Source organism: Streptomyces sp. NBC_00996 (assembly GCF_045162675.1).
In the GTDB taxonomy this organism is placed as follows: domain Bacteria; phylum Actinomycetota; class Actinomycetes; order Streptomycetales; family Streptomycetaceae; genus Streptomyces.
In genome coordinates this window covers 4,609,483-4,623,572 of sequence record NZ_CP108723.1, presented here as the reverse complement: position 1 = coordinate 4,623,572, position 14,090 = coordinate 4,609,483, and the positions used below count along the sequence as shown (strand labels likewise).

Genomic DNA, 14,090 nt, shown 5'->3' with positions numbered 1-14,090 from the left:
CCCCTCACCGCACCACTCCTCTCACCCCCCTCGCCGGTCTCACCCGGCCTTCCCCTGTCACCTCTGTCCCCGCTGAGCGCAACACCCCCGTCCCCACCCCCGCCCACACCTCCCCCCGGGCGATACGCGTGCGAAGGAGCCCGCGATGAGCGAGATGATCACCGCGGACCTGGTCGACCTCGACCTGTCCGCCGATACGAAGGAAGCGGCGGCGCGCGCCCTCGCCGAGCGCATGGTCGCCAAGGGTCGGGTCACCGACCTCGACGGCTTCCTCGCCGACGTGGCCGCCCGTGAGGCCCAGATGCCGACCGGCCTGGACGGCGGCATCGGCATCCCGCACTGCCGGAGCGAACACGTCACCGAGCCGACGCTCGCCTTCGGACGCAGCGCGGCCGGGATCGACTTCGGCGCGCCCGACGGGCCCGCCGACCTGATCTTCCTGATCGCCGCCCCGGCCGGCGCGGACGACGCCCACCTCACGATCCTGTCGTCCCTCGCCCGCCAGCTGATGAACGCCGAGTTCACTTCCGAGCTGCGGGCCGTGGACGACGCGGCAGCCGCGGCAGCGCTCATCCGCGGGGACGAGCCCCCGGCGGCCGCGACCGCGGCCGCCTCCGAGGACTCCGCGACGGTGTCGAATGCGGCGGCCTCCGCCGGCACCGTCACGGACGGCAAGGCCCCGGTGCCGGGTGCGACCGTCGACGACGGAACCGCCCCGGCGCCGGGCGCCCCCGACACGGAGGGCGCGCAGCCGTTCCGTATCGTCGCCGTCACCTCCTGCCCCACCGGCATCGCGCACACCTACATGGCGGCCGAGTCGCTGGAGAACGCGGGCCGCGAGGCGGGCGTCGAGGTGGCCGTCGAGACGCAGGGCTCTGCCGGTTTCACCCGGCTCGACCCGGCGGTCATCGCCGCCGCCGACGGCGTGATCTTCGCGCACGACGTACCGGTTCGGGACAAGGACCGCTTCGCCGGCAAGCCGACGGTCGACGTCGGTGTGAAGGCGGGCATCAACAAGCCCGCCGAACTGATCTCCGAGGTGCGGGACAAGGCCGCACGCGGTGAGGTGACCGCGGGCTCCGCCCCCGGCACGCCCGTGGAGCGCGCCGGTGAGTCCGGCGAGGGTTACGGCACCAAGCTCCGCAAGTGGCTGATGTCCGGTGTGAGTTACATGGTCCCGTTCGTCGCGGCGGGCGGTCTGCTGATCGCCCTCGGCTTCGCGATCGGCGGCTACAAGATCAACAAGGCGCCGTCGGTCATGGACCACTTCCTGTGGACCCAGGCGGACAGCTGGGGCGCGCTGTTCTTCCAGATCGGTGTCGTCTCCTTCGGCTTCCTCGTCCCGGTCCTGGCCGGCTACATCGCCTACGGCATGGCGGACCGGCCAGGCCTCGTGCCCGGCTTCGTCGGTGGCGCGATCTCCCTCACCATCAACGCGGGCTTCCTCGGCGGCCTGGCCGCCGGTCTCATCGCCGGTGGTGTGGTGATCGGGATCCAGAAGGTCAAGATCCCGGCGGCGTTGCGAGGCATCATGCCGGTGGTGGTGATCCCACTGATCTCCGCGGCGATCGTCGGATTCCTGATGTTCGTGGTGATCGGCAAGCCCATCGCCTCCGCCCAGAAGGGCATGACCGACTGGCTGAACGGCCTCACCGGCACCAACGCCATCCTGCTCGGCATGCTGCTCGGCCTGATGATGTGCTTCGACCTCGGCGGCCCGGTCAACAAGGTCGCGTACACCTTCGCCACCGCCGGTATCGCGGTCGCCAGCCCCAGCGACTCGGCCATGAAGATCATGGCCGCGGTGATGGCGGCCGGTATGGTCCCGCCGCTCGCCATGGCGCTGGCGACGACCGTGCGCGGCAAGCTCTTCACCCAGACCGAACGCGAGAACGGCAAGGCCGCCTGGGTCCTCGGCGCCTCCTTCATCTCGGAGGGCGCGATCCCGTTCGCGGCCGCCGACCCGCTGCGCGTCATTCCCGCCTCCATGGTGGGCGGCGCGGTCACCGGCGCCCTGTCGATGGCCTTCGGCGCCACGCTGCGCGCCCCGCACGGCGGCATCTTCGTGGTCCCGCTGATCGGCAACCCGTTCCTCTATCTGATCGCCATCGCGGCCGGTGTCTGTGTCACCACCGTCCTGGTGGTCGTCCTGAAGGGCATGCGGAAGCAGGCCCCGACGGGTGCCGCCACGGAGGTCGCGGACACCGCGATATCGGCCAAGGCCACCTCGAAGGAGCCGGTCGCGGCCTGAACCGCCGAACCGCCTGCCCCTTTAGGGCGCCTGTGGGGTGTTCACCGCATCTGCGAGATGCATCACGGTCCGGGATCAAAGTCCCGGACCGTGGTGTCTACTGGGGCGTATGCCTGAGCATGTGTCGATGTTCCAGTTGGTGGGCCTGCCCGTCCTCGCCCTGGTGACCGCCATCTGCGTCGTCGGCCTGGGACGCCTCCGGCGTCGGCACCGCTTCGAGGCCGCGGCCCGGCGCCGCCATGAAACACTCCGGGCCATGCCCGAACAGCGCCGGTCCGGCCCCGCCACGGAGTCCGTGGAACTCACCCCGGAGGAGCACGCCGCCTTCGCGGGCCTGGTACGCCGGTTCAGCGACAGCCGCCGCCCGTAGCGGACGATGCGGGGGCGCCGGACGCTCCGTGGGCGGCATGCGGGGCGCAGGCTCACCGCGCCGCGATGTCTGGGGCGCACGGCAGTGCGGGGGCGCGTGGGGGTGCGGGCGTGCGCGGCGGTGTCAGCCGAGCCGTGCCGCGCGTCGTTCCATCGCGTCCCGCGCCGCTTCCTCCGTCGCGTACACCTCGCACATATGACGTCGATCCGGCGTCGCCGTGTGCTCGACCTCCCACAGGGAGATCTCCCGCCCGTCGCGCAGCAGGAACGCGTGCTCGTAGAGCGAGAAGCACAGCCCCGCCTGGCCCGCGCGGCACGGGCGCCCGAAGGCCTGGGTGATCTGATGGGCGGACGCCTCGCGCAGCAGGAGCGACGTGATGTCGGCTCCCGGCCGGTCCGGGTTCTCCGCCCGTCGCAGCAGCCGGCGCGCATGGTCGGCCGAGTCGTCGGGCACGTACGCGTGACGCGGCTCGGGGATCGTCGACAGCTGCACCAGCACGGGCAGTTCGAAGTCCGGGGCGTCCGGCGGCAGCGGGAGCCGGGCCGTGGCGGCGCGCAGCTCCTCCTCGTCGACGTACAGCTCATGCTGCGGCTCGCTGCCCGGCGCCGTGTTGTGCACGAGCTCCCACAGCGTGACCGCCGAGCCGTCGGCGAGCAGCCATGTGTGCCGGTACGTCTCGCGGTGCAGCCCCGCGCTGTGGTGCGCGGAGTGCAGCGAACTGTCGTGCGCCAGCGCGCAGTCGAGCCGCCTTATCGTCTCGTCGGGCAGCTCGAAGGAGTTCAGGGCGCGACCGAGGAGTCGCGCGAGATGCTCCTCCGGAGACTCGGGCGACTCGGGTGGTTCGTACGCTGCTGTCTCGTACGGAACGCTCAAGGTTTCTCCCGGCGTTGCTGCATGTCACCTTGTGGGTGCATACCGTAGCCCCTCGGTCGGACATCATGTCCGCGAACCGAGAAAACGTACGGACGGAAAACGAGCGGGCCGCGCGGCAAGTTCCCACGCGACCTGCCCGAGCGTCAAAAGGCCCTCGTCAGACGGCACTTCCGGCGGTCCACGCGCTCCATGACATGTTCCAGCCGTTGAGCCCGTTCTCCGGCGCGACCGTCTTGTCGGGCGAATTCTTGACCGTCACGACGTCCCCGATGAGGGAGCTGTCGTAGAACCACTTCGCGGTCGTGTCCCCCTGAGCGCCGTGCACATCGGCGAGGCCCACGCAGCCGTGGCTGGTGCCCTGCCGACCGAAGGGCGGATTACCCCGGTTGTACCAGTAGTTGCCGTGGATGAACGTCCCCGACGACGTCAGTCGCATCGCGTGCGGCACGTCCGGGATGTCGTACTCGCCGCCGTAGCCGACCGTCGAGCCGTTCATCCGCGTCTGGACGAACTTCTCCGAGATCACCATCTGCCCGTTGTATGTGGTGTGCTGCGGGCTGCCCGCCGAGATCGGAACCGACTTGAGGGTCTTGCCGTCACGTACCACCGTCATGGTCTGCGTGTTCACGTCGACCGTGGAGACCTGGGAGCGCCCGATGGTGAAGGTGACCGTCTTCTTCTGCACCCCGTAGACGCCGTTCGCGCCCTCGACCCCGTCCAGGTCGATCTTCATCGTGACCTTGGACCCGGCCTTCCAGTACTCCTCGGGCCGGAAGTCGAGCCGATCCGTCCCGAACCAGTGCCCCACCACCTGCTGTCCGCTGCTGGAGCTGACCGTGATGTGCGACTGCACGGCCTTCTTGTCGCTGATCGCCTTGTCGAAGTTGAAGGAGACCGGCATACCGACACCGACCGTGGCGCCGTTGTCGGGTGTGTACGTACCGATGAAGCTGTTGCTCGAAGAGACCGTCGTGAAGATGGAGTTGGCGGCGGAGGTCCGCCCGTTGGCGTCCTTCGCGGTCACCGAGATCTGATACTTCGTCCCCCGCTCCAGCTGCTCCTTCGGCTTCCAGGAGCTGCCGTTCGCGGAAATCGCCCCCGGTACGGTCGTCCCGGTCCCGGCCACCGTCATCTTCACGTCGGCCAGCCTGCCGTCGCTGACCTTCACCCCGGTCGCGTTGATCGACGCGCCTGTCGAACCGTCCTTGGCCGAGATGGCGATCTTCGCCGTGGACGTCTTGGCCGTGCTCTGGCCGTCCTTGCCGCTCTTGCTGTCGGCGCTGGCGTTGCCGCCGCAGGCGGTGAGGGTGAGGGCGCCGACCATCAGGGCGGCACAGGCCCCCAGTGCGCGCCGCGCTGTTATGTCCGGCGTTGTCACGGGTTGCTCCCAGTTCTCGTGATGTGCGTGATCCGCTCCAGTGCGTGGAGAAAGAGCGAGCCGAAGCGGGAGGGGTTCCCCTCGGCCCGCTCGGCAGGCCATCACGTGACAGAACCGGGACAATCGCTCCTGGGGGACCTCCCCCCTCCCCCCTCCCCTCGCCCCCAACTAGTGCCGCATCAGCCGAGGTTCGCCCCGTCGCGACGCCCGGCACGCTCCCCCACTGCCTCAAGGGCGTGGGAGGTGCCCCCACTCGCCGCACCGGCCGAAAGCCGAAGTACATCCAGTACGAGGACTTCCGGCCGGCACTCCCCCAGCCTTCGGCCGGGGGGACCCCCAGAGCACGCACCGGACGCCGCTCCTTGACGGGCAAACCTTGGCTGACGCGGCACTAGACGCCCCCGTAGAGCTCCCCGTACGACGGCCACAACCCGCCCGGCCCCTCCACCGACTCCGCCGCCCGCACCGCCCGGACGATCGCGCGCGTCACCAGGTCCGCGCCCGCCGCGAGGACCTCGTTGAGCGCGAGGGGGTTCTCGGCGGCGAGCGGCCGGGCGCCCGTGGCCAGTGCGAACACCGTGTCCCCGTCGTTCAGGAGATGCACCGGCCGCACGGCGCGCGCGATCCCGTCGTGCGCCGTGCCCGCAAGCTTTTGCGCCTGCGCGCGGGTCAGATCGGCGTCGGTGGCGACGACGGCGAGCGTGGTGTTCAGCGGGGGAGGAGCGTTCCTCGCGGCCGCCTCTGCAAGCCGCCGCCGGGCCGCCTCGTGCATTTCGACCGACGGGAGCGATGTGCGCCCCCGCAGCAACTCCCCGTACAGCGCCCCCGTTTCCGGTTCCATCGCCGAACCCGCCGCGTTGGCCACCACCAGCGCCGCCACCGTGATCCCGGACTCGAGCACGGCGCTCGTCGTCCCGATCCCGCCCTTGATCCGCCCTACCGCCGCTCCCGTGCCGGCGCCCACGCACCCTTCGCGCACCGGCGCGCCCGGCTCACTCGCGTCCGCCGCCTCGACCGCGCGCCGCCCCGTGGACGCGTCCGGCCTGGCCCGGAATTCGCCGCCGCGGCCCAGATCGAAGACACAGGCGGCGGGCACGACCGGCACGACGTGCGCCGGGTCGGGGCCCACCCGCACTCCACGCCCTCGCTCCTCCAGCCAGGCCATCACGCCCGACGCCGAGTCCAGCCCGTACGCGCTGCCGCCGGTCAGCACGACCGCCTCGACCTTCTGCACGAGGTTGCGCGGGTCCAGCGCGTCCGTCTCCTTGGTGCCGGGGCCGCCGCCGCGTACGTCCACGGCCGCGATCGCACCGCCCCCAGGGGCGAGCACCACCGTGGTGCCGGTGAGCCAACCGTCACCGATGCGCGTCGCGTGTCCCACCCGCAGGCCCGCCACATCCGTCAGAGCGTCAACTGTCATGCCGCCAGTGTTCCTCGGCCGCACGGCTCAGTGGCGGCATGTACTGCACGGCTCCGGCGGGCACACGGGCCGCACGGCTCCGCGGCGGCACGGCCGCGGGGGAGCGCGGCTCGCCCTTCCTAAGCGGTCCTCGTCCCTTCCCGCACGACCATCCGCGCCGTCAGCGTCACCCCGACCGCCACCGCCAGCGCCGATACGATGCCCGCCGCGAGCACCGCCCAGTCGCCCAGGAACGTGCAGAGGATGACCAGCAACGCGGTGGTCGGCAGCACGAGCTGCTGCGCGATGCCCACCTTGAAGTGACGGGAGTGCAGCACCCAGACCGTGAGCAGGTACAGCGCCGTCGGCAGCGTCACCGCTGCGGACGCCGCGAGCGTCGAGATGTGTGCCGTGCCGACCGCCTGCTCGACCGCGACCTCCAGCCCCGCACCGATCGCGGCGGCCGACGCGAAGATCAGGTAGTGCCCGTACCCCCACAGGAACGCCTGTGCGTTGGATCGCAGATGCCCATGGATCGGCACCACGAAGTAGATCCACCAAGCGGAGAAGACAATCAGCAGCCCACCCGCGGCGATCGGCAGCAGCTCCCCCAGCGCGTCGTGCTGGTCCACGCCCGCCTTCACGGCGACCGTGGCCGCGGCGATCGTCTCGCCGAGCACGATGATGGTGAACAGGCCGTACCGCTCGGAGATGTGATGCGCATGCCAGGACGTGGTGAAGTCCTTCTCCGCGTACACCGGGACGCACAGTTCGGCGATCGCCATGACCAGGAAAACCCAGGGGCGGCCGGACTCGGGCAGGATCAGCAGCCCCAGCCAGCCGATCAGGCACAACAGCACGCCGCCCGCGTACCGCAGCGCCATGGTTCTCTCGGCCCCTTCGGTGGACCGCGCCACGCGCAGCCACTGCGCGATCATCGCGAACCGCATGATCGCGTATCCGAGCCAGACGAGCAGGAACTGGTGGTTCTCGAATGCTTGTGACACTCCGGCCGCGAGTACCAGGACGCCGGCGATCTGCACCAGCGTGACGACCCGGTAGAGCGCGTCGTCGTTGTCGTATGCCGAGGCGAACCAGGTGAAGTTCATCCAGGCCCACCAGATCGCGAAGAAGATCATCGCGTAGTTGAGGATGCCCTCGCCGGCGTGGCCCGCGGCCACGGCGTGCACCAGCTGGGCGCCCGCCTGGGCAACGGCCACGACGAAGCACAGGTCGAAGAAGAGCTCCAGCGGCGACGCCACCCGATGGGCCTCGTCCCGCTCCCGGGCGGTCATTCTGCGCAGCGGCCCTCGCGGGGCCGGCCGGGGCGGGGGAGCGGAATCGGGTGCGGTACTGGACGTCATACGGCCAAGCACAGCAGAAAACTCCCGGGAACTCCTGCTGTGGCAGTTCACCGGCCCCTGCACCGCCTGTCGTACCGTCCGCCCCGTCCGCCCCGTCTGCCCTGCGACCTTCGGTGCCCGTCCCGCCGTCCGGGCAGCCTGCCCTGCCGTCCGCCGGCGGCGTCGAGCCCGCCCGGGTGTCGGGGCCCCCGGCCGGGCCGGACTGGGCCGGGACCCCCTCGGCGTACTCTTGACGCATGAGTAGCGCCCCTGCCCCCGAACCGCGCGATCCGAAGCCGGCGCTGGTCTTCGACGACCCGCTGAGCCAGCAGTCCTCGGACGACACGGACCGTGGGTGGGGCGAGCGGGCCGACAGCGGCAGCGACAGTGCGGCGGACCTGAAGCGCTTCCTTGACGAGAAGCCGCCCCACCACATCTGAGCCCATCTCTTGGGAATCCGCGTCCGAGCCCATCCCGTGGAGTTCTGCGCCCATCCCGTGGAGTTCTGCGCCCGTCCCGCGGGGTTCTGCGCCCGGCCCGCGAGATTCTCGGCCCAGGCCCGGATCCTCGCCGTCAGTCCTGGGTGCGTCCCGAGCCGCGCTGTGCCACCAGGGCGTCGCGGATCTCCTTCAGTACCTCCAGCTCGGTCACCTCGATGGCCTCGTGCGTGCCCTCCTTCGCCTTCCGGCGGGCCTCCACCCGTGCCAGGTACTTGGCCATCGGCAGGACCATCAGGAAATAGACGACGGCCGCGGTGATCACGAAGCTGAGTGTTGCGCCCAGCACCGAGCCCCACAGGATCCGGATGCCCGTCGCGTTGTCCCCGCTGCCGGTGCACGGGTTCTTGAGGCAGGAGCTGTAGCTGTCGAGGTTCTTCGTGCCGATCGCACCGACCAGTGGGTTGATGACGCCCTTCACGACCGAGTTGACGATGTTGGTGAAGGCCGCGCCGATGACCACCGCTACGGCCAGATCGACGACGTTGCCGCGCATCAGAAAGGCCTTGAAGCCGTCCCAGACACCGGGTTGCTTCTTCTCGCTCACAAAGAGCCCCCTCCGCACAAGTTGTGGAACAAACAGCTCCGCAACCTACGTCAGGGCCCGCCGGACCTGTCCAATTCGGCAGCTCGAAGGAGCGACTTGACACCGATTCGTCACTCAGCACAGCGTCACCGCCAGCCGTGCGGTGGCGCTCGCGCCGGCCAGCCGCGCCGCCGTCGACCGTGGGACGGAGAGGACGACCAGTGCCCCGGTCTCGGTGGCGCCGACGTCCGGCACCTCGGTCACCCGCGCCCCGGCCGCGACCACCCGGGCCCGGCCGCCGCTGTCCGCCGCGACGACATCGACCCGGTCGCCCGGCCGCAACAGCCGCACTGTGGCACCGTCGGAGATCCGCACCGGCGCCGTCACGGTCTCGACCGCGTGCCGCTCGCGTACGGGAGGGGACGCGGTGGCGGAGGCGGCGGCCGGATGCCCTCGCGTCCGCTCGGCGTCACGAGGGCCCGCCGCGACCAGGGCCGCCGCGGTGACAGCGAGCCCCGCGGCCACGGCGCGCCGCCTGTGCCGTGCGAGGCGCCGCAGCTGATACCGCCCGCCGCGTACGCGTAGGGGAGCGAAGTGCGGCACCTCGCAGGTCGGAGGCGCGTCCGTGCCGGGCGGGCGTACGAGCGCGTCCGTGCCGGGCGGGCGTACGAGCGCGTCCGTGCCGGGCGGGCGTACGAGAGGGGAGAGCTGTGTCATGGTGACCACCACCTGCGATGAGAGATCGGCTTGCGATCCCACGATGAGGCCTCGCGGCGAAGCCCGTCGGCGCCCGTGCACTACCGACGGGTTGTGGACAACTCCCTCACCCGAACGGGAAGTTTCGCATCCCTGTGAGCGGTGCTACGGCAGCGTGAACCCCGGATCCATCCCTCCCAGCGCCGTCGTGCACAGACAGTCCCGCGTCTCGTTCGTCGGCAGCCCCGCGACCGCGTCGAAGAGCACCCCCCGCAGCCGGTCCACATTGGCCGCGAACACCTTCAGCACCTCGTCGTGCGAGACGCCCTCACCGGTCTCGGCGCCCGCGTCGAGGTCGGTGACGAGGGTCAACGACGTGTAGCAGAGCTCCAGTTCGCGGGCGAGCGCGGCCTCGGGGTGGCCCGTCATGCCCACCACCGACCAGCCCTGCGCCTGGTGCCAGAGCGATTCGGCGCGGGTGGAGAACCGCGGCCCCTCGATCACCACGAGCGTGCCGCTGTCCACCGGCTCCCAGTTCTGCCCGCGCGCCGCTTCGAGGGCGACCTTGCGTCCGACGGGGCAGTACGGGTCGGCCAGCGACACATGCACCACGTTCGGCACGGTGCCGTCCGGCAGCGGCATCCCGTCGAAGTATGTCTGCGTCCGCGACTTCGTACGGTCCACCACCTGGTCCGGCACGAGCAGCGTCCCGGGCCCGTACTCCGGTCGCAGTCCGCCCACCGCGCAGGGCCCGAGGATCTGGCGTGCGCCGACGGAGCGCAGCGCCCACAGGTTGGCCCGGTAGTTGATGCGGTGCGGCGGCAGATGGTGGCCGCGGCCGTGGCGGGGGAGGAAGGCGACCCGTCGCCCGGCGATCTCGCCGAGGAACAGCGAATCGCTGGGTGGTCCGTAGGGGGTGTCGACCTGTATCTCGGTGACGTCGTCCAGGAAGGAGTAGAAGCCCGAGCCGCCGATGACACCGATCTCGGCCCGGGCCGTCGCCTGCTCCCCGCCCGGGCTCTGTGCGTTCTCCGTGTTCGCCATGGTCCGCACCCTAACCGGGCCGGGGAACGCCGAAGACCCTGCCGCCGGACGACGACAGGGTCCTGTAAGAACTGGCCCCGCGAAAGCCGGGGGCAGGCCTTACGAAGTGTTATGCGGCGGAGCTGCTGGACGAGCCGGTTCCCGACGACTTCGAGTCCGAGGACGACGAGGACGACGAGGTCGTCGACGACGAGGACGAAGAAGAGGTCGACGGCTTCGCCGACGCGGGCGAGCTGCTCGACGAGGAGCCGCGGCTGTCGTTGCGGTAGAAGCCGGAGCCCTTGAAGACAATGCCGACGGCCGAGAACACCTTCTTCAGGCGGCCACCGCAGTGGGGGCACTCGGTCAGGGCATCGTCGGTGAACTTCTGCACCGCCTCAAGGCCCTCGCCGCACTCGGTGCACTGGTACTGGTAGGTCGGCACTTGTCTTCCTCCTGGCACTCTCACTCAATGAGTGCTAACGACGGTCCATAGTGACGTATTCCGCGAGATCAGTCCACTGTCACCGGCACTCGGTGACCGACGCCACGTGCGACGGTGCGACTCCGGGCCCGCGTCGTCAGCCGTGACCGCAGGGCCAGCAGCGTCACCAGAGCCAGTCCCGTACCGGCCATCGGCACCAGGAAACCGGCACCGTCCCAGAGGCGGTCCTCCAGCTGTCCGGCGACCGTGACGGCCGCCGCCTGCCCGAGCGCGACCGCGCCGGTCAGCCAGGTGAAGGCCTCGGTGCGGGCGGCCTGCGGGACCAGGCTCTCGACCAGGGTGTAGCCGGTGATCAGGGCCGGAGCGATGCACATGCCGACCAGGAGGCCGATCCCGGCGAGCACGATCACGGAGTGGGCGGCCCACAGTCCGGAGGCGGTGAGCGCCAGGGCCGCGTACCCGAGGACGAGGCGTCGCTGCGGGGCCACCTTCCAGGCGATGGCGCCGCAGACGATGCCGGAGAGCATGTTGCCCGCGGCGAAGACGCCGTACAGGACGCCGTTCAGACCCGGCTCGCCGATCGACTCGCTGAACGCGGCGAGGGAGACCTGCATGCCGCCGAAGACGGAGCCGATGCCCAGGAAGGTGACGATCAGAACGCGCACCCCGGGGACCCGCAGCGCGGAATCGTGCCGCACGCGCGTGTGCCCGGCGGGAGCGACAGTGGGCTGGGTGCCCTTCTGCGCGGCGAAGAGGAGACCGCCGATCAGGGTCAGCGCGGCCTCGGTGAGCAGACCCGCGGACGGGTCCACGGCCGTGCACAGCGCCGTGGCGAGCAGCGGGCCGAACACGAAGGTCAGCTCGTCCGTGACGGACTCGAAGGCCGCCGCGGTGGTCATCAGGGGCGAGCCCTGCAGCTTCATGCCCCAGCGGGCACGCACCATGGGGCCGATCTGCGGCACCGAGGCGCCGGTCGGCACGGCGGCGACGAAAAGCGCCCACAAGGGGGCGTCGGTCAGCGCGAGCGCCGTCAGGGAGAGGCCCGCCAGGGCGTGCACCAGGACGCCGGGCAGCAGGACCGACCGCTGCCCGTGGCGGTCGGCGAGGCGTCCCGTGAAGGGCGCGAACAGCGCCATGGAGACACCGGTGACGGCGGCGACGGCGCCGGCAGCTCCGTACGAGCCTGTGGTGTGCTGCACGAGCAGCACGATGGAGATGGTCAGCATCGCGAACGGCTGGCGTGCGGCGAAGCCGGGAAGCAGGAACGTCCAGGCGCCGCGTGTGCGCAGCAGCTGTCCGTACCCAGGGCGGGAGGTGACCGTGGATGCCACGGCCCGTGCCTTTCTGCCGCCTGGTAGCGCGCCCGTGCGGGGGCGCCGAGAGCTGTCCTCTTGCGCGGAACTGCGGTAGATACCGGGTCGCCCACTGCGAGGGCACCGCGGCCGCCATACGGTCGCGCCAGCTCTGCGTCAGGCAGAGTTGGTTCGATCAAGGTGTGCCTTCATCGTACAGGGACGGAGGTGTCGGTACCTGTGAAAACGAGCACCACGGCAGCATTCGCCTGTGAATGCCATCGCTCCTTAATGTCCCTTTTGCCGTTCCGCTCCGTTGCCCGGTGTTCCCAGCCAGCCGGCCAGCTTGCCGCCCTGCGCCACGGCGCGCAGCCGCTTCTCGGCCGCGTCCCGGACCGGATCGGTGGCCACCACGAGTAGCTCGTCGCCGTGCCGCAGCACGGTCGTGGGCAGCGGCACGAAGGACTTGCCGTCCCGCACGACGAGCGTGACGGCGGCTCCCGCGGGCAGCCGCAGCTCGTTGACCTCGACGCCGTGCATCCGCGAACCCCCGGGGATCGCGATGGACAGCAGATGACCGCGCAGCCGTTCCAGGGGCGCCGATTCGATGCCGAGGTCGGCGGCCCCGGCGGCCTCGCCCAGGCGCAGCTTCCGGGCCAGCCAGGGCAGTGTGGGCCCCTGGACGAGGGTGTAGACGACGACCAGGACGAAGACGATGTTGAAGATCCGGCGGCTCTCCGCGACGCCGTTCACCATCGGGATCGTCGCCAGGATGATGGGGACGGCGCCGCGCAGCCCCGCCCAGGACATCAGCGTCTGTTCCTGCCACGGAACGCGGAACGGCAGCAGGCTCACGATGACGCTCAGCGGCCGCGCCACCATGGTCAGCACCAGGCCGATGACGAGGGCGGGCCAGATGTCGTCGCCCATCTCGTGCGGCGTGACCAGCAGACCGAGCAGGACGAACATGCCGATCTGGGCGATCCAGCCGAGTCCTTCGGCGAAGCCGCGAGTGGCGGGCCAGTGCGGCAGCTTCGCGTTGCCGAGCAGCATCGAGGCCAGATACACGGCGAGGAAGCCGCTGCCGTGGGCGAGCGCGCCGGCGGCGTAGGCGACGACCGCGATCGCCATCACGGCGATCGGGTAGAGACCGGAGGCGGGCAGTGCCACATGGCGCAGCCCGTAGGAGCCGAGCCAGCCCACCGCGATGCCGATGGCCGCGCCGATGGCGAGCTCCAGGGCTATCTCGCCCAGCAGCGTGTACCAGTGCTCCACGGGGCCGGCCGTGGAGAACGCGACGACGAGGATGACCACCGGAGCGTCGTTGAAGCCCGACTCGGCCTCCAGAACGCCTGTCACGCGCGCGGGGAGGGGGATTTTCCGCAGGACCGAGAAGACCGCCGCCGCGTCCGTCGAGGACACCACCGCACCGATGATGAGCGCCTGCCGCCACTCGAGCCCGATGAGGTAGTGCGCGCCCGTGGCTGTGATGCCGACGCTCACGGCGACGCCGACCAGCGCCAGGCAGGAGGCGGCCGGAAGCACCGGCTCGATCTCCTTCCACTTCGTGCCCAGGCCGCCCTCGGCCAGAATCACGACCAGGGCCGCGTACCCGATGACCTGGGTCAGCTCGGCATTGTTGAAGTGGATGCCGCCGATTCCGTCCTGGCCCATCGCGATGCCGATGCCCAGGTATACGAGCAGGCTGGGGAGCCCGCTGCGCGAAGAGATCCGAACCGCTGCCACCGCGACGAGCAGGACGAGCGAGCACACGAGCAGGAGCTGGTTGAGGTGGTGGACAGTCAGCGGCTGTTCCCTTCTCGCCGATCCGGGCACGGGATCAGAACAGGCCGATCCGAACGCCGGACGTTGGTACGTCAGTCCAAGTACTTCATTACCTTACCTAATTCTTGACGCTTTCTTGACACTCCAGTGGGCAAGATCGAACTCCCGTGCGCTCGGGTACCCGACTCCGCGTCAAGGCGCTGTGGGCCCTG

At 70.5% G+C, this 14,090-nt stretch carries 13 protein-coding genes; 3 read left to right on the top strand and 10 right to left on the bottom strand.

What is annotated here, in order from left to right; translation table 11 throughout:
- The first annotated feature begins 145 nt into the window (after window positions 1–145).
- Complete coding sequence (locus tag OG390_RS21680; RefSeq protein WP_406170247.1) at window positions 146–2,251, top strand: fructose-specific PTS transporter subunit EIIC; 2,106 nt, start codon at window positions 146–148, stop codon at window positions 2,249–2,251.
- Window positions 2,252–2,360: 109 nt separating this feature from the next.
- Window positions 2,361–2,621 (top strand): hypothetical protein, encoded by a 261-nt coding sequence (locus OG390_RS21675; protein WP_406170245.1) that lies wholly within the window; start codon window positions 2,361–2,363, stop codon window positions 2,619–2,621.
- A gap of 123 nt (window positions 2,622–2,744) precedes the next feature.
- On the opposite strand, the gene OG390_RS21670 is transcribed toward OG390_RS21675, so the two are convergent.
- The 4 genes from OG390_RS21670 to OG390_RS21655 form a co-directional block, all read right to left on the bottom strand.
- On the bottom strand, window positions 2,745–3,494 hold the full coding sequence (locus OG390_RS21670; protein WP_406170243.1) for a DUF6227 family protein: 750 nt from the start codon (window positions 3,492–3,494) through the stop codon (window positions 2,745–2,747).
- Between the two features lie 157 nt (window positions 3,495–3,651).
- Entirely contained in the window at window positions 3,652–4,872 is a 1,221-nt protein-coding gene (locus tag OG390_RS21665) for an Ig-like domain-containing protein (RefSeq protein WP_406170241.1), read from the bottom strand.
- Between the two features lie 391 nt (window positions 4,873–5,263).
- A complete protein-coding gene (locus OG390_RS21660) occupies window positions 5,264–6,292 on the bottom strand; it encodes a P1 family peptidase (RefSeq protein ID WP_406170239.1) in 1,029 nt (342 codons plus the stop codon).
- Between the two features lie 119 nt (window positions 6,293–6,411).
- Window positions 6,412–7,635, bottom strand: a complete 1,224-nt coding sequence (locus tag OG390_RS21655) for a low temperature requirement protein A (RefSeq protein WP_406170237.1) — start codon at window positions 7,633–7,635, stop codon at window positions 6,412–6,414.
- 236 nt (window positions 7,636–7,871) lie between these two features.
- On the opposite strand from OG390_RS21655, the gene OG390_RS21650 reads away from it, so the two are divergent.
- Window positions 7,872–8,054: a hypothetical protein gene (locus tag OG390_RS21650; protein ID WP_406170235.1), complete on the top strand. Its 183-nt coding sequence runs from the start codon at window positions 7,872–7,874 to the stop codon at window positions 8,052–8,054.
- A gap of 133 nt (window positions 8,055–8,187) precedes the next feature.
- Here OG390_RS21650 and mscL read toward each other — a convergent pair whose 3' ends face one another.
- From mscL to OG390_RS21620, 6 genes are all read right to left on the bottom strand, one after another.
- Window positions 8,188–8,658 carry a large conductance mechanosensitive channel protein MscL gene (mscL, locus tag OG390_RS21645; protein WP_406170233.1) on the bottom strand — a complete coding sequence of 157 codons (471 nt, stop codon included), beginning with the start codon at window positions 8,656–8,658 and terminating at the stop codon, window positions 8,188–8,190.
- 114 nt (window positions 8,659–8,772) lie between these two features.
- The gene (locus OG390_RS21640) at window positions 8,773–9,354 is read right to left on the bottom strand and encodes a hypothetical protein (protein WP_406170231.1); all 582 of its coding nucleotides are present in this window, start codon (window positions 9,352–9,354) and stop codon (window positions 8,773–8,775) included.
- A gap of 144 nt (window positions 9,355–9,498) precedes the next feature.
- A complete protein-coding gene (locus OG390_RS21635) occupies window positions 9,499–10,377 on the bottom strand; it encodes an S-methyl-5'-thioadenosine phosphorylase (protein ID WP_406170229.1) in 879 nt (292 codons plus the stop codon).
- A gap of 109 nt (window positions 10,378–10,486) precedes the next feature.
- Window positions 10,487–10,801, bottom strand: a complete 315-nt coding sequence (locus tag OG390_RS21630; protein WP_406170227.1) for an FmdB family zinc ribbon protein — start codon at window positions 10,799–10,801, stop codon at window positions 10,487–10,489.
- Between the two features lie 68 nt (window positions 10,802–10,869).
- The gene (locus OG390_RS21625; RefSeq protein ID WP_406170225.1) at window positions 10,870–12,132 is read right to left on the bottom strand and encodes an MFS transporter; all 1,263 of its coding nucleotides are present in this window, start codon (window positions 12,130–12,132) and stop codon (window positions 10,870–10,872) included.
- A 249-nt stretch (window positions 12,133–12,381) separates the two neighbouring features.
- The gene (locus tag OG390_RS21620; RefSeq protein WP_406170223.1) at window positions 12,382–13,929 is read right to left on the bottom strand and encodes a potassium/proton antiporter; all 1,548 of its coding nucleotides are present in this window, start codon (window positions 13,927–13,929) and stop codon (window positions 12,382–12,384) included.
- Window positions 13,930–14,090: the final 161 nt, after the last annotated feature.